This is a genomic window from Paenibacillus sp. J31P13 (assembly GCF_056269295.1).
The window spans coordinates 65,476-89,120 of the sequence record NZ_JBWDNR010000008.1; the positions used below are offsets into that span (position 1 = coordinate 65,476).

16 protein-coding genes and 1 pseudogene are annotated in these 23,645 nt (G+C 44.1%); 15 read left to right on the forward strand and 2 right to left on the reverse strand.

Annotation, left to right across the window (positions count from 1 at the left end):
- Positions 1 to 109 precede the first annotated feature (109 nt).
- The 4 genes from AC0YOD_RS22575 to AC0YOD_RS22590 all read left to right on the forward strand — a co-directional run bounded on the left by AC0YOD_RS22575 (position 110) and on the right by AC0YOD_RS22590 (position 4,990).
- A complete protein-coding gene (locus AC0YOD_RS22575; protein WP_475801587.1) occupies positions 110 to 1,876 on the forward strand; it encodes an ABC transporter ATP-binding protein in 1,767 nt (588 codons plus the stop codon).
- Positions 1,877 to 1,879: 3 nt separating this feature from the next.
- A complete protein-coding gene (locus AC0YOD_RS22580; RefSeq protein WP_475801588.1) occupies positions 1,880 to 3,619 on the forward strand; it encodes an ABC transporter ATP-binding protein in 1,740 nt (579 codons plus the stop codon).
- 73 nt (positions 3,620 to 3,692) lie between these two features.
- Positions 3,693 to 3,971, forward strand: coding sequence for a hypothetical protein (locus AC0YOD_RS22585; protein ID WP_475801589.1), 279 nt, complete (start codon positions 3,693 to 3,695; stop codon positions 3,969 to 3,971).
- Between the two features lie 152 nt (positions 3,972 to 4,123).
- Complete coding sequence (locus AC0YOD_RS22590) at positions 4,124 to 4,990, forward strand: YitT family protein (RefSeq protein WP_475801590.1); 867 nt, start codon at positions 4,124 to 4,126, stop codon at positions 4,988 to 4,990.
- Between the two features lie 83 nt (positions 4,991 to 5,073).
- On the opposite strand, the gene AC0YOD_RS22595 is transcribed toward AC0YOD_RS22590, so the two are convergent.
- Both AC0YOD_RS22595 and AC0YOD_RS22600 read right to left on the reverse strand, forming a co-directional pair.
- Entirely contained in the window at positions 5,074 to 6,285 is a 1,212-nt protein-coding gene (locus AC0YOD_RS22595) for an SLC45 family MFS transporter (protein WP_475801591.1), read from the reverse strand.
- 5 nt (positions 6,286 to 6,290) lie between these two features.
- Positions 6,291 to 7,028 (reverse strand): glycerophosphodiester phosphodiesterase, encoded by a 738-nt coding sequence (locus tag AC0YOD_RS22600; protein WP_475801750.1) that lies wholly within the window; start codon positions 7,026 to 7,028, stop codon positions 6,291 to 6,293.
- A 318-nt stretch (positions 7,029 to 7,346) separates the two neighbouring features.
- Between AC0YOD_RS22600 and AC0YOD_RS22605 the strand changes: the two genes are divergently transcribed.
- The 11 genes and pseudogenes from AC0YOD_RS22605 (at position 7,347) to AC0YOD_RS22655 (ending at position 23,645) form a co-directional block, all read left to right on the forward strand.
- Complete coding sequence (locus tag AC0YOD_RS22605) at positions 7,347 to 7,700, forward strand: metal-sensitive transcriptional regulator (protein WP_475801592.1); 354 nt, start codon at positions 7,347 to 7,349, stop codon at positions 7,698 to 7,700.
- Position 7,701: 1 nt separating this feature from the next.
- A pseudogene (locus tag AC0YOD_RS22610) lies at positions 7,702 to 10,225 on the forward strand (heavy metal translocating P-type ATPase).
- Positions 10,226 to 10,233: 8 nt separating this feature from the next.
- Positions 10,234 to 11,178 (forward strand): hypothetical protein, encoded by a 945-nt coding sequence (locus AC0YOD_RS22615; RefSeq protein WP_475801593.1) that lies wholly within the window; start codon positions 10,234 to 10,236, stop codon positions 11,176 to 11,178.
- Positions 11,179 to 11,878: 700 nt separating this feature from the next.
- A complete protein-coding gene (locus tag AC0YOD_RS22620; RefSeq protein ID WP_475801594.1) occupies positions 11,879 to 13,279 on the forward strand; it encodes an ABC transporter substrate-binding protein in 1,401 nt (466 codons plus the stop codon).
- 163 nt (positions 13,280 to 13,442) lie between these two features.
- Entirely contained in the window at positions 13,443 to 16,442 is a 3,000-nt protein-coding gene (locus tag AC0YOD_RS22625; protein WP_475801595.1) for an extracellular solute-binding protein, read from the forward strand.
- Positions 16,439 to 17,404 (forward strand): carbohydrate ABC transporter permease, encoded by a 966-nt coding sequence (locus AC0YOD_RS22630; RefSeq protein WP_475801596.1) that lies wholly within the window; start codon positions 16,439 to 16,441, stop codon positions 17,402 to 17,404. Before AC0YOD_RS22625 ends, AC0YOD_RS22630 begins: the two co-directional genes overlap by 4 nt.
- Positions 17,405 to 17,410: 6 nt before the next feature.
- Positions 17,411 to 18,274, forward strand: a complete 864-nt coding sequence (locus tag AC0YOD_RS22635; RefSeq protein WP_475801597.1) for a carbohydrate ABC transporter permease — start codon at positions 17,411 to 17,413, stop codon at positions 18,272 to 18,274.
- 13 nt (positions 18,275 to 18,287) lie between these two features.
- The gene (locus AC0YOD_RS22640) at positions 18,288 to 19,787 is read left to right on the forward strand and encodes a hypothetical protein (protein ID WP_475801598.1); all 1,500 of its coding nucleotides are present in this window, start codon (positions 18,288 to 18,290) and stop codon (positions 19,785 to 19,787) included.
- Complete coding sequence (locus tag AC0YOD_RS22645; RefSeq protein WP_475801599.1) at positions 19,771 to 20,388, forward strand: YIP1 family protein; 618 nt, start codon at positions 19,771 to 19,773, stop codon at positions 20,386 to 20,388. The genes AC0YOD_RS22640 and AC0YOD_RS22645 overlap by 17 nt, the downstream gene beginning before the upstream one ends.
- A 9-nt stretch (positions 20,389 to 20,397) precedes the next feature.
- Positions 20,398 to 22,764, forward strand: a complete 2,367-nt coding sequence (locus tag AC0YOD_RS22650; protein ID WP_475801600.1) for a DUF5696 domain-containing protein — start codon at positions 20,398 to 20,400, stop codon at positions 22,762 to 22,764.
- A 2-nt stretch (positions 22,765 to 22,766) separates the two neighbouring features.
- A complete protein-coding gene (locus AC0YOD_RS22655) occupies positions 22,767 to 23,645 on the forward strand; it encodes a carbohydrate ABC transporter permease (protein WP_475801601.1) in 879 nt (292 codons plus the stop codon).

Below are 23,645 nucleotides of genomic sequence, written 5' to 3' on the forward strand. Positions count from 1 at the left end.
GTCGTTCAGAAGAAGCTTCTGAACGACTCTTTTTTATTTCACATTTATTTTAAGAGAGTGAGAATGCTATAATTGCATTACTATTCTTTTACATAATCGAGGTGTTTATTTGTTTAAGCTTGCTAGATTTCTGAAGAAGTATTGGCTTTCAGCCCTGTTGGCGCCGCTTTTCATGCTGCTGGAGGTATGGATGGATCTGCTGCAGCCCAAATTTATGGCTGTCATTGTGAATGAAGGAATTATGAACGGAAATTTAAGCCATATTGCAGGTACAGCACCTAAAATGCTACTTGCGGCTATTATAGGCTTGATAGGCGGGGTTGGGTGTACGGTTTTTAGTACGATAGCTTCGCAAAGCTTTGGAGCGGATCTTAGGCAGGAGCTTTTCCAGAGAATTCAATCCTTATCGCTGCGATCACTGGATCGTTTCGGCTCAGGCTCTATTGTGACGAGGTTGACCGGAGACATCACGCAAATTCAAAGCCTAGTTCTATTAATGCTTCGTATGTTTGCGCGAGATTCCTTCATCATTATAGGCAGCTTGATTATGGCATTTACGATAAGTCCAAGGCTGTCCCTTATTTTACTGGCAATGATTCCTCTATTGATCGCTTTTCTTGTTCTTACAACCCGTTTGACGATTCCTCTCTTTTCCAAAATGCAGCTCAGACTTGACCAAGTTAATACGGTCATGCAAGAGAACCTATCCGGTATTCGAGTTGTGAAAGCTTTCGTTCGTTCTGATTATGAGGAATCGAGGTTTAATGAAACAAATTCCAATCTGCTGCATGCAAGCTTAAAAGCAACCAAAATTGTTGCAATGAATACACCGCTCATGTCTATTATACTGAATTTCAGCATTGTTGCTGCGCTTTGGTACGGCGGTATGCTCTCAGAAGAAGGCTCATTAGCTGTCGGCAGTCTTGCTGCCTTTCTCACTTATATTACGCAGCTGCTGTTCTCTACACTGGGTCTTGGCAATCAACTAATGGCGATATCACGAGCGAAGGCTTCTGCTGATCGAATTAATGAAGTGCTGGATATGCCATCAGATAAGGCTGAAGCTGAGGAAGTAATGGGACGTACATTTACACTGGCTGAGGGAACAACCTCTAAGCCGACAAGTACCGCAAAGATTAGAGCAGGCCGTTTGTCCTTCGAGCATGTTAGCTTTAGTTATGAAGGGGCGGATGGAAAAGCTGATCTGAGAGATATTCATTTTGTAGCAGAGCCAGGAGAGACCATTGGGATAGTTGGAGTGAATGGAGCGGGCAAATCGACGCTCGTGAGTTTAATACCTCGGTTTTATGAAGCGACAGAGGGTATGATTCGCATTGACAACTACCCTATTGAAGAAATAGATCCTCACGAGCTTCATCGCGAGGTCGGTATGGTGCTCCAGCAAGCACTGCTCTTCAGCGGAACCATACGTGAGAATATCAGTTACGGGAAGCCAGAAGCATCCCAGGAGGAAATAGAAGCGGCGGCAAAAGCTGCCCAAGCACATGAATTTATTTTGAAATTGGAAAAGGGATATGACACCATACTAGGTCAACGCGGAGTTAATTTATCAGGCGGCCAGAAGCAGCGTTTATCTATTGCTAGGACATTGCTGCTTAAGCCGAAAATTGTCATTCTCGATGATTGCACAAGCGCAGTTGATCTCAAAACAGATTTACTCATTCGTCAATCATTGCAAACCGTGATGAAGGATAGTACTTGCCTCATTATCGGACAGAGAATTGCTTCTGTTGAGAAAGCGGATAAAATAATTGTACTTGAGGACGGTCAAATAACAGCGATTGGCACGCATCGGGAGCTGCTTAACGGTAATAAGCTCTACCAGCAAATTGCCTTATCCCAGCAAGGAGCCTAACAGATGAATTCTACAATTTCAACGATAAAAAGACTTAGCACTTATCTCTTTCAGCAGCGGAGCAGACTCATAACGGTTATTCTACTAACCATCGTTGCAGCTATGCTTACGCTTATGGGACCTTACCTGCTTGGGACTGCCTTAGATGATTATATTATTGCAGAAAAGTATGACGGCTTGCTTCAAATCTGTCTGCTTATGCTTGCTGTCTATGCAGGGGGAAGCTTGGTTGGCTGGCTGCAAGCCTTCTTCCTAGCAGGGGTGTCGCAAAGAACGGTTTGGAGCATGCGAAAGGATCTGTTCATTCATTTTCAGAAGCTGCCTATCCCCTTCTTCTCCAGCAAAAATCATGGTGAGCTTATGAGTCGAACGACGAATGATATCGATAATGTCACAAACACGCTTAACCAAAGCTTAATTCAAATTATCTCAAGCATTATTATGCTTATTGGCTCCTTCACTATGATGCTGTTGCTGAATGTTTGGCTTACATTGGTTGCGCTTGTGATCATTCCGCTGATCGTATTTGTCTCCAAGCGAATTGCGAAGATTACACAACGTCAGTTCAAAGGCCAACAGCAGGAGCTTGGCGGCTTGAATAGTTTTATTGAGGAGACTGTAACGGGTCAAAAGGTAGTTGCGCTTTTTCATCAAGAGGAAAGGATGGCAACTCGATTCGGTGATGCCAATACAAAACTGAAAAAAGTCGGTATCAAAGCCCAAATTTTCTCGGGAACCATGGGTCCTATGATGAATATGATGAGCCATATCAGCTATTTGACCATTGCGAGTGTTGGAGGCTGGCTGGCGGTGAATGATATGGCTACCGTTGGCGTTATAATAAGCTTCTTGGGCTATTCAAGGCAGTTTAGCGGTCCGCTTAATGAGATAGCCAATCAGTACAATATGATTCAATCAGGGGTTGCAGGAGCAGAGCGCGTGTTCGAAATTATGGATATCCCTTCGGAATATGAGGAAGAGAATAGTACCAAACCAGTAGCGACTGTTGATGGAAAGGTAGAATTTCGCGATGTGGGGTTTGCCTATAATGAGGGAACGGCTGCATTAAAGAATATTAGCTTTACCGCAAAGCCGGGAGAGACGATTGCGTTGGTAGGTCCGACAGGCGCGGGTAAGACAACTATTATTAACTTGATCGGACGTTTCTTTGAGATTAACGAGGGACAAATATTGATTGATGATGAGGACATTCGTTATATCGAAAAAAACAGTCTGCGGAGCCAGCTCGGAATCGTTCTGCAGGATGCCCATTTGTTCACAGGAACAATTCGTGAGAACATTCGATACGGTAAGCTGGAAGCGAGCGATCAAGAAGTTGAAGCAGCTGCTTTCCAAGCTAACGCATCAGGGTTTATTGAGAAGCTGCCTCTTGGTTATGAGACGGTATTAACGGCAGAGGGCGGAAATGTCAGTCACGGACAGCGTCAGCTGATTACCATTGCTCGCGCGATTTTGTCAGATCCTGCACTCCTTATTCTGGATGAAGCGACAAGCAGTGTTGATACGCTTGCGGAGCTTCAAATACAAGAAGCGATGAAGCAGCTGCTGCAGGGCAGAACCAGCTTTGTCATCGCTCATCGCTTGAGCACTATAAGAAATGCAGACACCATTTTGTTTATAAAAGACGGTGAGATTGCGGAGCGGGGCAGCCATGATGAGCTAATGGAGCAAAAAGGGCTGTACTATCAGCTTCAAGGAAATCAGCTCCTGCAACAGGTTTAGGGATCGGTTTTCATAATGAACATACTAATGTGGTATAATAAAATGACTATAGTTTGAGGAGATGACAGTTACAGTGAGCGAGCAAGTGAACGAGAAAGAACTAATAAGTTACATAATGAAGGAAACGGATGCAGATGAAAAGCTGATCAAGCTGGTATTGAAGCATGAGCATGCATTCATTGAAAATGCGAAGGAAGACAAAAACGGCGAGATCGAAATAGATGGCGACGAGCTAGTCGACTATGTATTGAGTCGGTCTGACGTGAAATCGAATGAGTTAGTCGTAGAGTCGATTTTGGACGCAGAGATGGACTACTTGATGGACAAAGGCGTTGCCGGTTATATCGATTAAAGTTACTTAATCGTTTTCCATTTAGATCATTACAGGATTTAATGTGTTAAGTCGATAAGATAGCCATTAACACTCCGTGTGAGCGAAATTTTGGAAAGCATTATTAATGCTGAATTTTTACAATTTATAAGATAAAACGGAGGTTAAATCTATTGACAAAGGCACATAAAGGGTTATCATTCTCAGAATTATTTACAAGGTTCTTCTTTATTACTGCCGGGTCCATCATGATGGGTGTGGCATTAGAATTATTTCTCGTACCGAACAGTGTAATTGATGGCGGGATTGCTGGTATATCGATTATGTTGTCCTATTTAACATCGGTTCCACTGGGCGTATACTTATTTATTGTCAACTTGCCATTTCTCATTCTTGGCTACAAGCAAATCGGTAAAACCTTTGCGTTCTCGACACTGTACGGCATTGTGGTTATGTCGATAACAACACAAATGCTTCATCATGTTGAGGCATTTACGGAAGAAAAGCTTTTGGCAGTATTGTTCGGAGGACTTATTTTAGGTGCTGGTGTAGGTCTTTGTATTCGATATGGCGGATCGCTTGACGGCGTGGAAATCGTCTCCATTCTTATTTCGAAGAAGATGCGGATGCCAGTTGGACAAATCATTATGATATTTAACGTCGTAATATTTATCATTGCTGGTTTCGTGTATGAGTGGAATTCTGCGATGTACTCTATGTTCACGTATTATATAGCGATTAAAGTGATTGATATCGTAGTTGAAGGTCTAGATGAATCCAAATCAGTTACGATTATTTCAAGTGAGTTTGAAGAGATTTCCCAAGCGATTATCGATCGCTTAGGCCGCACAACAACATTAATTCAAGCCCGGGGCGGTTACTCGAAGGATGAAACGCAGATGATTTATTGCGTAGTATCTCGTTTGGAAGTAGCCAAGCTGAAGTCCATTGTACAATCTGTAGATAAATCTGCATTCATTGCTATCGAGCATGTATCCGACGTTATGGGCGGCGGATTCAGCAAAGGAAGCATTCATTAACAATAGATGAAACAAAAAATCCGGACCGCGGTCGAAAGACGCGGTGCCGGATTTTTTTTGTTCCAGCAGGGTTTGGCTATTCGCTATGCACCTGCTGATGTATTGGAGGGGTTTGGAGCAGTTAGTGTTTTGGACAAACCCTTGTCCTTCACGCCGAGCAAGAATAACAAAGCGATAAGCATACTGCCAGAAGCCACGTAGAACAGTATGGAGTAGCCGAATAAATCGATTAATCCACCCATTAATGGTGGTGATGAGATGGCGGCAAGTGATGAAAATAAATAATAGATGCCCGTACGAGTACCAATGCTCTCCTCTTTGCCGAGCGCGACAATGAAGGGATAGGAATTAATGTTAATCATAGCCCATAATATACCGCCAACCACTAACAATAAACGCAGCGGCAGCAATGTCTCAATAAATGATATTGCCGCGAAAATAAGAATAAGTCCAATGACACCAACAGTAATGATGAGTTTTTTACCAAATCTTCTTCCTAATAGACCGCTTGGGATAGCGGCGAGTACGAATGCCAAGGAAAAGTAAGCGAGCGAGAACGAAGCTTCGCCTTCCGATAGCTGCAAATGGTTTTTTCCGTATAGAGTGAAGAGTGCCTCAACCCCTTGATAGGAAAGAAACCAGAAAAAGATTGCACCCAATAAAAAGACGGTAGGACGATTCCATTCGCCCCGAAAGGGTGTGCGCTCCTTAGGCGCTACAGGTGTATAAACAAAGGAGTCGCGTTTTTCTTTGATCGTGAACCATAGAATAGCTAGACAGATCAGTGTTAAGACGGAAGCGGATAGAAAGGGCAGGGAGGAATGCTTCTCATAAAGCAACGCTCCCCCTCCGAAGGCTATGACAGAGCCAACGCCGCCCATAAAATTAATAATGCCATTAGCTTGCGTTCGTTTATTGTCAGGCGTAATGTCGGGCATTAATGCTACCGTAGGCGATCGGTACAGGCTCATGGACAAGTTCATCAGCACCATAAACAGAACGAGAGTAAGCAAACTCGTATGCCAAGGAATCAATGCGCCAAATACAGCAGCAAGCGGCATGCCAATGAGCAGGTAGGGCATTCTTTTACCAAAACGGTTCCTTGTGCGATCACTTCGACTTCCAATCCATGGCTGCAAAAATAGGGCGAAGTAATTATCGATCGTCATCATAAAGCCGATAAGCGCAGTGCTTGTAAAAAACTTTTCTAGAAAAAAAGGGACGAAAGCGTTGTACAGCGCCCAAGTGATGCTGATACTAAAAAAACCAAACCCAAGCAGCCATGTTTTTTTCACTGAATCTATTCCCCTCTCTTAGCTAAAGCCTCAGCCAGTCGATCTGGGTAATCCGTTATAATTCCAGCTACTCCTGCATCTATAAGTTTTTCCATTGTTGCAACCTCATTAACTGTAAAAGGGTGGTAAGCGATTCCGTTCGCTTCCGCCTCAGCGCACCATTCTGGCAATACAGCTATATAAGGAGCGTGAAGGGCATCCGCTTGAAGCGTCGCGGCATAGTCCCAAGGACGATATAGTCCTTCCATATATAAGATACCTGTACGAATTTCTGGAGCAAGCTGCTTGCACAGCTGCAAGGAATAATGATTGAAGCTGGAGATAATAACGCGGTCGGTCATTTCATAGCTACGAACCAAATCAATAACCTTTTGTTCCAGATCAACATATTGAACATAACCATTTTTGAGCTCAATATTAAGAATGGTATCCGTATCCTTGAGGAGCTCCAGCAACTGCTGTAATGTCGGTACACGCTCATCTTTAAATGAAGGATTAAACCAACTGCCAGCATCAAGTGTTTTTATTTGATCATAGTGGGTGTCCTTTACAAGTTGATTCAAGCCTGCGGTTCTAGCTAATGATTCATCGTGAATAACGACAATCTGACCATCCTTGGATAGTTGGACATCTGTTTCGATACCAGTAGCCCCGAGATTAAGCGCTTTCGCGAATGCTGCTATCGTATTCTCTGGACAGTAGGCACTGGCGCCGCGATGGGCGAAATTAATAAGTTGTTTAATGGGAGTTCATCCTCTCGGTTGTGTTTAGGTTCATTTGAGACTAGTCTACATAGCTATTGTTTTCATAAAATAAAAATGGGTTTGTGCAGTGTAAACATTTGCTGAAGAAGTGAAAGATTGATAAAGATTGAAATGGCACATAATAAACATTATTGAAGTTAAATGATTTTTTTAGATCTATTTGGATCGTAGCATAAAGTTTTCCTGCTGAATAGTGTTTGATTACTTATGAAAAAAGAATTTCAAAATACCTATTGAATACCCTGTGGGGGTATGTTATGCTGTGAATATAGAAAATACCCCATGGAGGTATACGATATGACTGATCATACAATAAATACTGGGGTAAATAAGCTTGACCACTGTTCAACTGATAGCTGTGACCCCGCTGCTCCGCGCAAGAGTCACCATTCCGAGGCCATAAAGGATAATTTAACGAAAAGGCTCAATCGGATTGAAGGGCAAGTCAGAGGGATTAAAGCCATGATTGAGAAGGATACCTACTGCGATGATGTGCTTAATCAAATTGCCGCAGTCCAATCTGCTCTTAATGGCGTAGGCAAGCTGCTTCTTGAGGGCCATATGAAGAGCTGTATTGTAGAAAGAATTCAAGCAGGTGAATCGGAAGTGATTGATGAGCTTCTTACCACCGTCAAAAAATTAATGAAATAGGATGAAGGAGGAATTTATAATGGCAAACGCAGTATTGAAGGTAGAGGGTATGACATGTGGTCATTGTGTTAGTTCAGTGGAGAAAGCAGTAAGCAAAGCAGGTGCAGTCGGCAAGGTTGATTTGGCAAGCAAGAAGGTAACGGTAGAATATGACGAGTCGAAGGTAACAATTGATGCGGTTAAAGCGGCAATTGAGGATCAGGGCTACGACATCGTTTAAGAATAATATTACACAGAGGCTGAGGAAGCCTCTCTTTTTTACAAAAAAATATACCCCCTAAGGGTATTTGGAGAATAGGTGAGCAACGATGGAAAAAACACAAACGACTATTGAAATTTCAGGAATGACCTGCGCAGCCTGTGCGAATCGAATTGAGAAGGGGCTCAATCGGATGGAGGGCGTTGAGGCTAATGTTAATTTGGCGTTGGAGCGCGCATCCGTAAGCTTTGATTCCAGCCTCATCAATAATGAGAAGATAGAGCAAAAAATTATAGATTTGGGTTATGGCGTTATTAAGCGTTCAGAAGATGAAGAGGGCAATCCAAAGAATTATAAACAAATAGAAATTAGGAAGCAGAAGCTTCGCTTGGTCGTTTCGATTGTGCTGTCATTACCGTTGCTGTGGGCAATGGCCGGACACTTTTCCTTTACAGATTTTATTCCAGTTCCAGATTTGCTTATGAATGCGTGGTTTCAGCTTGCGCTAGCGGCTCCCATTCAATTCATTATCGGTTGGCCTTTCTACATCGGTGCTTATAAAGCGCTGCGAAACGGCAGTGCCAACATGGATGTGTTGGTGGCGCTTGGCACGTCGGCAGCTTTCTTTTACAGTTTGTATGTGACATTTGCTTCTTTGGGAGCGTCTGGACACGGTGCACATGAAATTGAACTTTATTACGAGACGAGCGCAGTCTTGATTACCCTTATTGTTTTAGGCAAGCTGCTGGAGGCTTTGGCAAAAGGCAGATCGTCCGAAGCGATAAAGACATTAATGGGCTTGCGTGCACAAACAGCAGTGGTGATTCGCAATGGTGAAGAGCAGAAGATCGCTATTGATGAGGTTGTTGTAAATGATGTTCTCTTAATTAAACCGGGAGAAAAGATACCCGTAGACGGTATCGTATTAGATGGTGTATCAACTGTTGATGAATCCATGCTGACGGGCGAGAGTATGCCGGTAGATAAACATGCGGGAGACATGATCATTGGAGCGACGATTAACAAAAACGGAGCTCTGCGCATGCAAGCGACTAAGGTTGGCAAAGAAACGGCACTGGCGCAAATTATTAAAGTCGTAGAAGATGCACAAGGCTCGAAAGCACCTATTCAGCGGGTAGCTGATCGCATTTCCGGCATATTTGTTCCCATTGTAACTGGGATTGCTTTACTTACCTTCATTGTATGGTTTCTGTTCATAGAGCAAGGCGAGCTTGGTCATGCTTTGGAGAAAGCGATAGCCGTTCTCGTAATTGCCTGCCCTTGTGCGCTTGGGCTAGCTACACCAACCTCCATTATGGCTGGTTCAGGGCGAGCTGCTGAGCTTGGCGTGCTGTTTAAAGGCGGAGAACATCTGGAGAGTACACATCGAATTGATACGGTCGTATTAGACAAAACAGGAACAGTAACAAAAGGCAAACCTGAGCTTACCGATGTTATTGTTTCTCCGAAATTCAAGGAAGCAGAGCTTTTGAGCTGGGTAGGCGCAGCGGAGCGAAACTCTGAGCATCCTGTTGCTGCAGCGCTAGTTGAGGGGATTACAGCAAGGTCTATTCGAATTCCGACAACTCAGCATTTTGAGGCGATTCCAGGCTATGGGATTGAAGCGACAGTTGATGGTCAACAATTGTTAATAGGAACAAGAAAGCTAATGGAGAAGCATGACGTTGGCATTACCGCTGTAGAGCGCGTACAGGAGCAGTTGGAGTCTGAAGGGAAAACAGTCATGTTAATTGCCGTTAATGGCGAGTATGGAGGTATGGTCGCAGTTGCAGATACGGTTAAGGAATCTTCCTCATCCGCTGTTGCTCGTTTGAAAGCTATGGGACTGCAAGTCATTATGTTGACCGGTGATAATGAGCGGACTGCCAAGGCGATTGCAGGACAAGTGGGTATTGATCATGTACTTGCTGAGGTTCTTCCCGAACAGAAAGCAAAAGCGATTCAAGAGCTTCAAGCCGCTGGACGAAAAGTAGCGATGGTTGGTGATGGTATGAATGATGCGCCAGCACTAGTTGCCGCTGATATAGGTATGGCAATCGGCGGAGGTACGGATGTAGCGATGGAAGCTGCAGATATTACATTAATGCGTGGAGATTTGAATAGTATTTCTGATGCGATTGGGATGAGCCGGGCTACGATGGCGAATATTAAACAAAATTTATTTTGGGCGTTGGCGTACAATATTATCGGAATTCCTATTGCAGCAGCGGGTTTTCTTGCTCCTTGGCTTGCAGGGGCAGCGATGGCATTAAGCTCTGTATCCGTCGTGTTAAATGCATTAAGGCTTCAAAGGATGAAGGGATGAGAGTTTAAATGATGCGGAAAAAGAGTAGATCATATTTTAATAATAGTAAAATCATAGCGACAGCAGCAATTCTTGCATTTAGTCTATTGGCTGCTGGCTGCGGTAATGAGGGAAAGAATGCGCATAGTGGGCATGACTCAGATCAGGAAGCCGCTGTGAATCAATTGGAGACGAGCGGTAAAGTGACAGATGAGCATAGTGAGCATGCTGGACATGATAGGTCTCAGATGAAGGAAGATGACGGCGAGAGTGAAAGTGCAGACAATATTGTGCTGGAATGGAGCTATTCGCCGGCATCTCCAAAGCCAGGTGAAGAAACGAAGATTGAGTTGCTTCTAAAGGATGAGAACGGAAAGCCGATTGAGAAATACGATCTTAATCATGAGAAGCTCATGCATCTTATTCTAGTAAGCGATGATCTCACGGAGTTTAACCACATTCACCCCGAGTATGTTGGAGAAGGAAAATTTGTAGTAGAGACAGCCTTCGCTGCTAGCGGATCACACAAGCTGTATGCCGATTTTATTCCAACCGGCTCCTCGCAGAAGACGGTAACATCAACCGTAAACGTGGAAGGAGAGAAATCTGCAGCTAAGAAACTGACAAAGGATGCTGAATTAACAAAAACAGTCGAAAATATTGAAGCTTCATTAGCTATTTCTACTTTGAAGGCGGGCGAGGAGTCGAAATTAACCTTTACGCTTCGCAATGCGAAGACGAAGGAGAATATTACCGATCTGGAGCCTTACTTAGGCGCCATTGGTCATGTCGTTATTTTGAGCGGTGATTTGAACCGTTACTTGCACGTTCATCCGACGTCGGATATTGGCAGTGGTCCAAATGCTGATTTTGCTACGACTTTTCCTGAGCCAGGCTTGTATAAAATCTGGGGGCAATTTCAACGTGCCGGTGAAACATTCATTATTCCTTTTACAGTCGAGATAGAGAAGTAACAATAAATAGAGACTGTATCTAAAACATTAAAACAGCTTTGGAACTATTGCATTTAACGTATAAAAGTTGTAAAACTAATTTATATAAATGCTAATCACTCAATTTTGAGTGATTTTTTTTGTGATTTAAAGCTTCATGGAAAGGAAATGGACGGCGAAATGGTTTGGATTTACCTGAAATCTAATGTGTTTTGAAAGCATTAGTTAGAAAAATTGAAGAAAATGCAATTTTAGGGCTTGAAAACGTGGAAATTCGTGTTACACTAAATCATGTAATAAAGTTATTAATCAATTAACATAATGGTTACTTCTTTGGGAGGTGCTAGTCAAGTCGAGTGATAATGACGGCGTATTAGTGGTTAAACCTGATTCAAATTTTACGATTAATACTTTTATTAAAATATAAGCATACATAGATTTTCGAACGAATATGAGCTTATATTTCAGTAAATGTGTTGAGGAAGCTCGAAGGACTGAAGCTTTAATCGTGAAGCGGGTTGGATGTATTTATCAAAGGGAGTCATTACAACATGACAAACAAAAACAGATAAAGCAGTCACTGCATTTTTCTATTCCTAGTAATTAGCAATTGTGTTAAACGAATAATAGTTAGTAGATAATTGTAGGGATACTTATGACTATATCGTTTAAGGCATGGATTGTAAACGCTTTATTCTTAAAACTTAGGGAGGAAATATCAATGAAAAAGATTGCAAGCACTTTCATTTTTACGTTAGCTCTAATCATATTCATTACGGCATGCTCTAGCGGCACAAAAGGAACAAATTCAGGTACAAATGCAACGAATGCACCATCTAATGGCGCGAATACAACGACAGAGGAAACGGCTGCTCCGGAAGATGATGTTGTTAAATCTTCAATCGATCCTTCCATTACCGGTGAAGTTACGTTCTGGACGTTCTTGGATAACAAAGAGAAGGATGCTGCTCTTCAAAAGGCTTTTAATGAAGCGTATCCGAACATTAAGTTGAAAACGATTTTCGTACCTTTCGATGATCTTCATAATAAGCTTCAAACCACTCTTGCTGCTGGTAAAGGCGCACCGGATGTAGCCCTTGTTGAACAAGGTCAATTCACGCGTTACAGCACAGGCGGCGTGCTTGAAGATTTGCTTCAACCGCAATATGACGCTGGCAAATACCAAAGCCTCGTTTCAGAATACAACTGGAACCGTTGGTCCTCCATTGATGGTTCTAAATTGCTTGGTATGCCTTGGGACGTTACACCGGCTGTAACTTACTACCGCTCAGATATTTTTGAAGAACTTGGATTGCCAGCTGATCCGACTGATCTTGGCGAGTACATTCAAGATCCAGAAAACTTCTTCACGCTCGCTCAAACGTTGAAAGCAAACGGCAAGTTCTCGATGGAATGGCGTGATTCACCGGTTCACTGGCTAGGTGATTCTCTTGGTTACTACGACAGCGAAATGAACTGGGTTCGCAACACGGAAGAGTTTGTGAAATTCCTTGATATTTCGAAAAAAGTTAACCAGTTGAAAATCGCTCCTCATGACAGCATCTACAGCGACAAAGGCAAGCAACGTGTTAAAAAAGGTGAGTCCCCAATGTACGTTGCAGGAACATACGGCGCACGTGATCTAGAAATCAACTTCCCTGATCAAAAAGGTAAATGGAAAGCTACAACAATGCCATTTGGTCTTAATGTAGGTATGGGCGGATCGACTTTCGTTATTCCTGCACAAAGCCAAAACAAAGACGCAGCATGGGCTTTCGTAGAGTTCATCACTACTACTGAAGCAGCATGGAAATTATGGATCGAGCAATCCGTACAACCGGATTACAAAAACATTACTAGCCAAGACTGGTACATCAATCACACAAATCCATACCTTGGTGATCAAGAAGATTACAAATTCTACACAGAGCTAGCAGACTTGCTTCCAATCAGACGTTACACTCGCCTTGATGGTATGGCATGGCCGCTATGGGTTGAAGGTGTGCTTGCAGCACTTGATAAAAACATCGATTCCAAAACAGCGATTCAACAAACAGAAGAAAACATTGCGAACAAGTTGAAAGCAGAAAAGGATAAATTGATTAAAGAGCTTCAGCAATAATAGCTCATTCGAAAACGATCATCTTTATCTATCCGAATCATCCTTTCCTATAAAGGATGATTCGGATCTTTTAAATCACATTCAAAAATCATAAACATAATGCCTGATATATCAACGCGAAACGCAAGCCGTTTCCGCTAGTATGGCAAGGGGGTGCTCCTTGGTGGTTCGTTGGCTAAGTAAGTATAAGGTGACATTGGTTGTCATTGCCGCATTAATCTGCTTCTTTTTATGGTGGAATAATTCAAGGGGCTACAACGATGATGCAATGGCTGGAATTCAGCTGGATGCAGGAATTGATGAATCGTCCATTTTGGAAGGTGAAGACGCTAGCAATAAGCTGGAGCCGTCTTTTAATAAATATGTGAATAGTTGGAACGAGCAAGGCGCTGCGGACTCAACAGATTTCAGCATCACGCTGCCGTCCATTGATTATTCAGCAATTAGTTCGACAGGTACCAAAGTAGAATCGGATCTTGGCGGTCAATCGGGAAAATCATTGGCGCTAATTGACGAGGACAGCTGGGTAGAATACGCCTTTGAGGTGCCTCAGGATGGTTACTATCAAATGGGTATGAGCTACTACGCAATCGAGGGCAAGCGCTCATCGATTGTTCGAAGTGTTCAAATTGACGGAGCCTTTCCGTTTTTTCAAGCGAAAAAGCTTGAATTCCAGCGTATGTGGAAGGAAGCTGGAGAAACTTGGTTTGATAATCAAGGCAATGAATTCAATCCGAAGCGTGAAGAAACGTTAGGCTGGCAATATCGTGAATTCCGTGATGCGGAAGGCAAGGTATATGAGCCTTTTCGCTTCTATTTAACGAAAGGCAAGCATACGATGCGGCTTCAAGCTGTACGTGAGCCTGCAGCAATTGGGGAAATTAATATTTATTCACCTGTTCATACCCCTACCTATTCCGAGGTTCTTAGCACGTATGAAGAAAAGGGATATAAGAAGGTAACGAATCAGCTCATTAAGGTACAAGCTGAGCTTTCGACACTGAAGTCTGATCCTACGCTTAAGCGTATTGAGGATCGGGAACCATTAACGGAGCCGTTCAAGAAGGATTCCATTGCACTCAACACGTTCGGCGGAGCAAGCTGGCGTACAGGCGGACAATGGGCAGAATGGGAAGTTGAAGTGCCGGAGAGCGGTTTATATGAAATCGGTGCGCGTTATGGTCAATGGTTCCTAAACGGTATGCCGGTAGAACGTTCCGTCACGATTGATGGAAAGCTTCCTTTTAAAGAGATGAATGAGATTTCATTCCCGTATAAGTCTGAATTCCAAATTTCTAAATTCGGACATGACAGCGAAAACAACGAACCTTATCTCTATTATTTAGAGAAGGGCAAGCATACGATTCGCATGGAGGTACAGGTTGGTGCGCTTGGCGGATTGCTGGAGACGGTAACCGACACGGTTCGCAAAATGTCATTGCTAGGCCGCGAAGTTATTCAGGTAACGGGTACGAATCCCGATCCCAACGGTGACTGGCGCTTAGAGCAAAACATAGCAAATCTTGTACCGCGCCTTCAATTGATGGCAAAGAGCTTCGACGAAACGATCAAAGGTCTTTACGTACTTGGCGTAGAGGAAGGCAGCTCAGAGGTGAGCACGCTTTACGAGGCGCGCGACGTACTCCTCAGCATGGCGAAAGACACAACTTCTATTCCAGGACGAATGCTGCAATTTACAGATCTGCAGGCTTCGCTTGGAACATGGGTGAACGGTCTCAGCAAGCAAAGTCTACTGCTAGACTACTTGATCGTCAAATCGCCAGATACAGCTTGGCCTAAGCCAGCTGCGGGATGGTTTGCAAGAACAGGCACGATGCTTTATGACTTTACAAGCTCCTTCACCAAAAATTACGGCGGTATCGGCAACGTCTACGAAGACGAGCAGGTACTCGATGTATGGGTGGCAAGGGGACGTGATTGGGTAGATATCATCAAGCAAATGATTGATGAGGATTTCACAACGGAGACGGGCATTAAGGTGAACGTTAACGTTATCCCTGCGCAGCAAATGCAAGTGCTTTTGCTTGCAAGCACGGCAGGTCTTGCACCTGACGTAGCGCTTGGGGTTGAGGGTGAGATTCCGATTGATTATGCGGTTCGTAATGGACTTGTCAACTTGGAAGAGTTCGATGATTACGAGGATGTGGCGGCGCGCTTTAGACCAGGTGCTCTCATTCCGTATAAATACAATGGCGGAAGCTATGCGATTCCGGAAAATCAAAACTTCAATATGCTCTTCTATCGGAAGGACATTATGCAGCAGCTAGGCATCAGCGAGGATGATATTCCAGATACATGGCAAGAAGTGATGGATTTGATTCCTATTCTTCAGCAGAACGGTATGGACTTCTTCTATCCGCATGCGCCAAATAACCCGGCACTTGCGATTAATGAATTTGCTCCGTTCTTGTTCCAACAAAACAGCGAGTTCTACCGTGAAAACGGGAAATATTCCAACCTTGATTCGCCTGAGGCGATGAAAGCGTTCAAGCTGTGGACGGGTTTATTTACGAACTTCAAAATTTCCAAGCAAGCTGATTTCTATAACCGCTTCCGTTCAGGTGAAATGCCAATCGGTGTTGCGGATTACTCTACTTACGTTCTTCTTTCAACGGCAGCACCAGAGCTTACTGGCTGGTGGGGCATGAAGCCTATGCCGGGTATCGAACAAGATGACGGTCAAATCAATCGTTCAACAGGCGGTCTGGCACAAACGGGCATGATCTTCAAGGATACAGACATGAAGGATCAATCATGGGAGTTCTTGAAATGGTGGACCAGTGCAGATACGCAAGAGAGATTTGGTTCAGAGCTTGAAGCACTGCTTGGCGTAGAGGCTCGTTGGAATACGGCGAATATCGAGGCGCTTAAGCGTATGCCATGGCAAAGCTCAGATATCAACGCGATTTTAGAGCAGTGGGAATGGTTCAAAGAGCGTGAAGTCGTCATCGGTGGCTACTACACGACAAGACATATCGCGAACGTATGGAACCAAATTGTCTTGAACGGTAAAATACCGCGTGAGGCGGTAGAGGAAGGCGTCAAGGAGATTGATAAGGAATTGCGCAAGAAGCGTGAGGAATTCGGTCTCAATGATGAAACCAGCAAGAAAGAAGCGACAAAAGGAGGCGGCAATCCGTGATAACAAACACAGATCCAGCGGCAACAACAGCTATACCAGCAGCGGAGCGCCTCCGCAAGCAGAGCAAGCTTTCATTGCTATGGCAGGAGATGAAGAGACACAAGGTATCTTACTTGTTTCTCGCTCCTTTCCTCATCTTGTTCACATTGTTTACAATCGTGCCTGTCATTACATCGGTTGTGCTCAGCTTTACGTACTACAACATACTTGAGCCGCCGAGATTCATTGGACTATCCAATTACAGGCTCTTGTTCGTCGATGATGACATCTTCCTGAAGGCGATCGGCATCACGTTGAAATTTGCTTTTATTACAGGTCCAGTTGGTTATGCCATGGCATTTATTCTGGCTTGGCTGATTAGCCAAATACCGCAAAAATATCGCTTTTTCTATACCCTTTGCTACTACACGCCTTCGATTACGAGCGCAACGGCGATGTCGGTCGTATGGCTCTATCTATTCGCGGGTGATCGGAAGGGCTTGCTGAACTATTTGGCTTCGAAGCTAGGCATTATTGATGAGCCCTATTTATTTTTGCAAAATATTAACTCTATCGTACCGGTCATCATTATCGTATCGCTATGGATGTCCATGGGCGTAGGCTTCCTAGCCTTTTTGGCTGGTTTGCAAAACGTACCAAAGGATCTGTATGAAGCGGGCGAGATCGATGGAATCAAATATAGATGGCAGCAGCTTGTTTATATTACGATTCCTTCCGTTAAACCGCAGCTGCTCTTCGGAGCGGTATTGCAGGTCGTAAGCTCGCTTACCGTATTCGATGTTAGTGTGCAATTGGTCGGCTTACCGAGTCCGTTGTATGCCGGACATACGATTCTGACGCATTTATTCGATTACGCATTTATCAAATTCGAGATGGGTTATGCCGCGGCTATTGCCGTTGTCTTGTTCATTATGATGATCGGGCTTAATCGTCTCATATTCAAATGGCTAGGAAGGGACTGAACCGATATGACTGGCTTAGTGAAACGCAAGAAAGTAGATTGGGGCGGTTTTTTCCTATATTTCTTTTTGACGGTGTTCGGTCTTGTAATGCTGGCTCCGCTCGTTTACATGGTGTCAACCGCCTTTAAACCAACAAGCGAATTGTTCCTGTTTCCGCCGCGGTTTTTCGTAAATAATCCAACTTTGATTAATTTTCGAGATTTGCTGCTTATCACGGGAACGACTAGCGTGCCGTTCTCCAGATTTATTTTTAACAGCTTACTGATCAGCTCTTGTATTGTTGGCTTCGGTATTATTGTGTCTGCCATGGCGGCTTATCCGCTTGCAAAGCATAATATGCCTTTCCGCGGCGCGATCTTCAACATGGTCGTACTTGCGATTATGTTCTCGCCTCTGGTTGTACAGATTCCACAATACTTACTCATTAGTAAAATCGGACTTATTAATACGTACTGGGCTATGATCTTGCCCTATTTGGCAGCTCCGATCGGGATGTTTCTTATGACACAGTTTTTACGTCAAATACCAGACGCACTGCTTGAGGCTGCACGGATGGACGGCGCTTCGGAATGGAAAGTATTCTGGGTTGTCGTCATACCGATGCTGAAGCCAGCCATTGCAACGTTTGCTTTGTTCAGTTTTATATCTGCTTGGAATGATCCATATCCGGCTATGGTTTATACAACGGATCAGGATATGAAATCATTGCCGCTGGCCATACAGACGTTAAGCGGCGGATATGGCGTTGTTGCGCGTGTGGGAACGTTGGCCGCAGCCAGCTTATTGATGATTGTGCCGACGATTATCGTCTTTATCGTAACGCAGCGCTTGGTGCTGCAAACGATGGCGCATTCAGGTCTGAAAGAGTAGGGGGACAACCGGGATGAAGCAGGTTTCAAAATTCCGATTCGTTGTCAGTACAGCTATTGCTTTACTGATGCTAGTTACGGCTCTGCCGGTTCAAACGCACGCGGCTGTTCCATATGAAGGCTACACCAGGAATAAGCTCGGCGCTGATGTTCACTCGATCAACGGCTATATGTACGATAGCTCTATTGATGGCTTTAATTTGTCATCAGGCCCATTCAGTGCGCCGGAGGATATCTTTATAGCAGACGATGGTACGATCTACGTCGTTGATACGGGAAACAGCCGGATTGTGCATATCAATGCCAAACATGAGGTAATCAACATAATCGGAGATACGGAAGGCGACGGTAAGCTTAACGAGCCGAAGGGTGTGTTCGTAAAAGGGGATGGCACCGTCTTTGTCGCTGATACCAAAAATCAGCGGATCGCGATTTTTGATAATAACGGTACATTTCAAAAGCAGTATGGCAAGCCGGACAGTCCGCTTTTGGGGGCAACCTTCTCCTATTCTCCGTCAAAGCTGCTTGTCGACAAACGGAATTACATGTTTGTAGTGAGTGACGGCAATACACAAGGTCTCATTCAAATTGATCCAAAAGGTGCTTTTAAAGGCTTCTACGGTGCCAATCATGTCGGCTTTAGCTGGAGCAGATTGATCAACAAGCTCATAGCGACGGATGAGCAGAAGGCTAAGCTAAGCGTAGTAAAGCCGCTCGAATTTTCGAATGCGGTACAGGATGAAGAAGGTTTTATTTATACATCAACGCTCGGAACTGAGATGAATCAATTGAAGCGGCTTTCGCCTGTTGGTGTTGATACGCTTAATATTGTGCCTCGCAGATATGGCGGACGGTATGACTTAGGTCCTTTTCAAGTACCCTCGTTTCTTGACGTTGCAGTAGATAAAGATGGCGTAATTACGGCGCTTGATCTACAGACCAGCAAGGTTTACCAATACGACAAGCTCGGAAACTTCTTGTTTGTATTTGGAGGTTTAGGTGATCAGAATGGTTTATTCATCACGCCTTCAAGTCTTGATCAGGGTCCTGACGGAAAGGTTTATGTCGTAGACAAAGGACGGAATCGTATCGATCTATTCCGTACAACCCCTTTTGCAGATTTGGTGCATGACGCTTCTAGATTATTTGTTGACGGTCGCTACAAAGAAGCCGAAGGCATGTGGAATGAAGTGCTTCACTTCAATTCAAACTTTGATCTTGCTTACTTGGCTATCGGCAAATCGCTCTATAAGGCTGAAAATTATAAAGAGGCGATGAACTATTTTGAGCTCGCAAGATCACGTTATGATTATTCCGTTGCATTCAAGGAGTACCGGAAGGAATATATAAGAGCTAATTTTGCTTGGATATGCCTCATTATTGTTATTATCATTATCGCTCTTCGTTATATCATTCCTTTCTTATGGAGAAGAGTGTGGGTCATGCTGGCAGCGCGAAATGCGGCTAGAACGGCTCAGATTAAGAAAGGGGTGTCCCATGATCGCAACCTTTAGATTGATGCGTCAGGTGATTGTTCACCCGATTGATTTCTTCAACGACATACAAGAGCCGGGTCGTGTTAAATGGTCGCAGGCCTTGTTCATTATTGCTCTAGCTTACATCGCGAGAATGGTTGCCATTCTCATAACAGGCTATGCCTATGAAACGAGAGAGCCGTATGAAATTTCATTCTTGAATGAGCTCATTTGGATGGTCGTTCCATTGGTGACTTGGACGATATCCAATTGGGGTGTCAGTGCGATTCTTGAAGGGGAAGGAAAGTTCAAGGAAGTGTTTGTCGGAAGCGCGTTTGCGCTGGTGCCTTACGCGGTTTTCATTATTCCCATTACCTTGCTAACGAATATTTTGGCGCTGGATGAGAGCTCTATATACACCACTCTCTTGAATGTAACGATTTATTGGGTGGCTTGGCTGCTATTGCTGAAAGTTAGAATCGTTCATGACTTTGAAATTATGAAAATGATTTGGATTACGCTGCTCAGCGTCGCAGGCATCTTAATCATTTGGTTTGTAGGAATCATGCTGTTTGGTCTGATCAATCAGCTCTTTAATTTTGTGTTCGATATGTTCAAAGAAGTAAACTTCCGAAGGTAGGTGGACGAGATGAGGAAACAACGGAAATGGCTAATTATCGCGGCTTTGCTGCTCGTTGTCAGCATATTCCCTCACTTCGGGACCGGGGAAGGCAGCATCCTAGTGCTAGCGGAGAAAGATACGGACATCAGCACGACAGAGAGCAGCGATGATGCCGCTCCCGATACGGAGACAACGGCTGCGGAAGTGGAGCAAGCGGATGAGGCAGTCGTTGCAGAGACTGAGGATTCAGCTGCTGAAGGTGCAGGGGATCAGGAAGAGGTAAAACTGTATGACGTATCTGCAGTGAAGGAAATTGCGGCAAATGACAGCTATACCATGTATATCGATGACAAAACCGGAAACATTCGGCTTGTGGATAAGAAAACAGGGAAAGAGTGGCTGGGTACACCGCGGCTTCCTCGTACGACAATGCCCAACAATAAGAAATACATGGACGCTGCCGTTCATGTAAAGTATACCGAGGGCTCAGATACCGTACAGACTTATTTGTCAAAGGATAAGGAAAACAAGCTCAAAATCGAGACGATCGAGAATGGTGCAAAGGTAACGTTCCTATTCGTTAAGGAAGAGCTCGAGTTCGCAATCGAATATCGATTGAAGGCAGATGGGTTTGAAATCACGATTCCGCAAGATTCGATTAAGGAATCTGGCAAAGCGAAATTCGTAAGCATTGAACCGCTTCCTTTCTGGAATGCAGCTGAGGAAACGGATGAAGGAGCTATTTTCTTGCCAGACGGCTCTGGTGCGCTAATGAAATACACAACTAGCCATCCACAGTATTTCTCCGGCTATTCAGAAATGATTTATGGAGCAGATCCTGTTTATGTTTCGCAAAATAATAAGATATACGATGAGGTATGGAGACAGCGTCTGGCTCCAAAAGAGAAAATTGCACTGCCGGTATTCGGTAACTACCGCAATGGCGTAGGCTCGCTTGGTATCGTTACGGAGGGGCAATACGATGCCAAAATAAACGGTACGCCTTCAGGTATTCGTGCTATTTCTTACTATCGAACATCTACTGAATTTGTATATCGTTGGAATGATGTCATCTTTATTGGAACATCGGGCGAGATTCCATTCTTCCAAGGAGATTGGATAAAGGGTGATCGTCAGACACGTTATTTATTGCTGCAGGATGAGCAAGCAGATTACGTAGGTATGGCGCAAGCGTATGGAAACTACTTGCAAACCGAGCAAGGCGTTAAGCCAATCACGCAGGATACGGTCCCAGTTAAGGTAAAGCTGCTAGGCGGTATTTTACGTGACGAAGTGCTTGGGAAAACATTTATATCCATGACTACCTTCGATCAAGCGCAAGAAATCATTGATGCTTTTCAGGAAAAAGGAATCAAAAACCTTGAGCTTACGTTCACTGGTTGGTCAGATGGCGGCTTGTACGGCGATCAGCCTGATCATTTTCCGGTCGAGAAGAAGCTAGGCGGGGCCAAGGACCTGAAAGAGCTCGCTGCATATGCCGCAAATAAAGGTGTGTCGCTTTATTTGGAAGCTAACTATGCGCGAATCTTCAATGAAAGCGACGGCATGAAAAAGAAGAAAGACGCCATTCGCGGCATGGATCGTGAAGTTGCTGTAAGTACGGATTATACGCTTGGCGGCAGATGGAATGATGACTATCGTATGTATTATTGGATGAAGCCTGAGCGCGTCATCAGCAAGCACTTGAACAAAGAGCTGAAGGATTATGCGAAGCTGGGTATCTCCGGTGTGCATTTAGCTTATTGGGGCGAAACGCTGTACTCTGACCTCGATAAGAAGTCACCTACAACGCGTGATGAAACCGCAGCTGCATGGGTAGGCGCTACAGATGCAATAAAAGAGGCAACGGGAAGCGCGTCCGTTGATTACGGCTTTGCTTATATGCTTGGTCATGTTGACGGCATAAGTAATGCACCGATGGATTCTAGTCATTTTATCTATAATGATGAGACTGTTCCTTTCTATCAAATTGCGCTGCACGGTCTAGTTCCTTACTCTGCTTCTCCTATTAATCTACAAAATGATTCTCAAAATGAGCTGCTTCGTATGGTTGAGTATGGTGCATTGCCAAGTCTTGAATTGACTTATGAGGCGACTTCGAATCTTCAAAGAACGATGGAGGATCGCTTGTGGAGCTCGCAATATACATCATGGATTGATGTAACGGTTAAGCAGTATGAGGGACTTCAAGAGATCTATACAGCGATTATGAATCAATCCATTACGGATCATGAAATACTTGGAAATAACGTATTCCGCACAACCTATGCGAACGGAACGAAGGTTATCGTCAATTATGGAGCAGCAGCAGCTGCTGTTGACGGCGTCTCTGTACCAGCAGCAGGTTACGTTATGCAGAATGGAGGGAAATGAACATGGGCAAAAAATTTGGACTCTCCATGAGAGGCCGTCACATCCTTGAAGGTTATTCGTTCATTTCCATCTGGCTCGTTGGTTTCTTAGTATTCATGGTAATTCCATTAGGTATGTCTCTCTATTATTCAGTAAATAACCTGGAAGGCTCCAAAGAGGGCCTTCAGGCCACATATGCAGGCTTAGAGCATTATCGTGCAGCGTTTACAACAGATATTGACTTCTTCCCTTTATTGAAAGAGACATTAACGTCAATGGTGACGCAGGTTCCGCTTATTCTTATCTTCTCCATGATAAGCGCATTGCTGCTTAATCGTAATTTTCGTGGCAGAACGCTGTTTCGCGGCATATTCTTCTTGCCGGTAATCATCGCATCAGGCGCGATTTTACGTGAGTTGCTGGAGCAAGGAGCGGCAAATCTGCCGATCTTTGCTCAAAATGATCTATTCGGCAAGCTGAGCATGTTCATTCCGGAAGATCTTCTTGAGGATGTTCTGATGTATGCTGAGTCACTGACGATGGTCATGTGGGATTCAGGCGTGCAAATTCTAATATTTATTGCAGGCTTGCAGACGATATCACCGTCGCTATATGAAGCGGCAAGATGTGACGGAGCAACAAAATGGGAGAGCTTCTGGAAAATTACATTCCCGATGATTATGCCCATGTTATTTGTAAATACGCTCTTCAGTATCGTTAATTCCTTCACAAAGACAGATAACCTAGTTATGGACTACATCATCAAAACTGTATTTAACTCCAATAACTACGCGTACGGTTCTGCACTGGGCTGGATTTATTTTGTTGTCATATCGATTGTGCTTGCGATAGTCTTCTTATTCTTCCGCAGAAGCTTATCAGCGACCGAAGGCAGGGGGTAG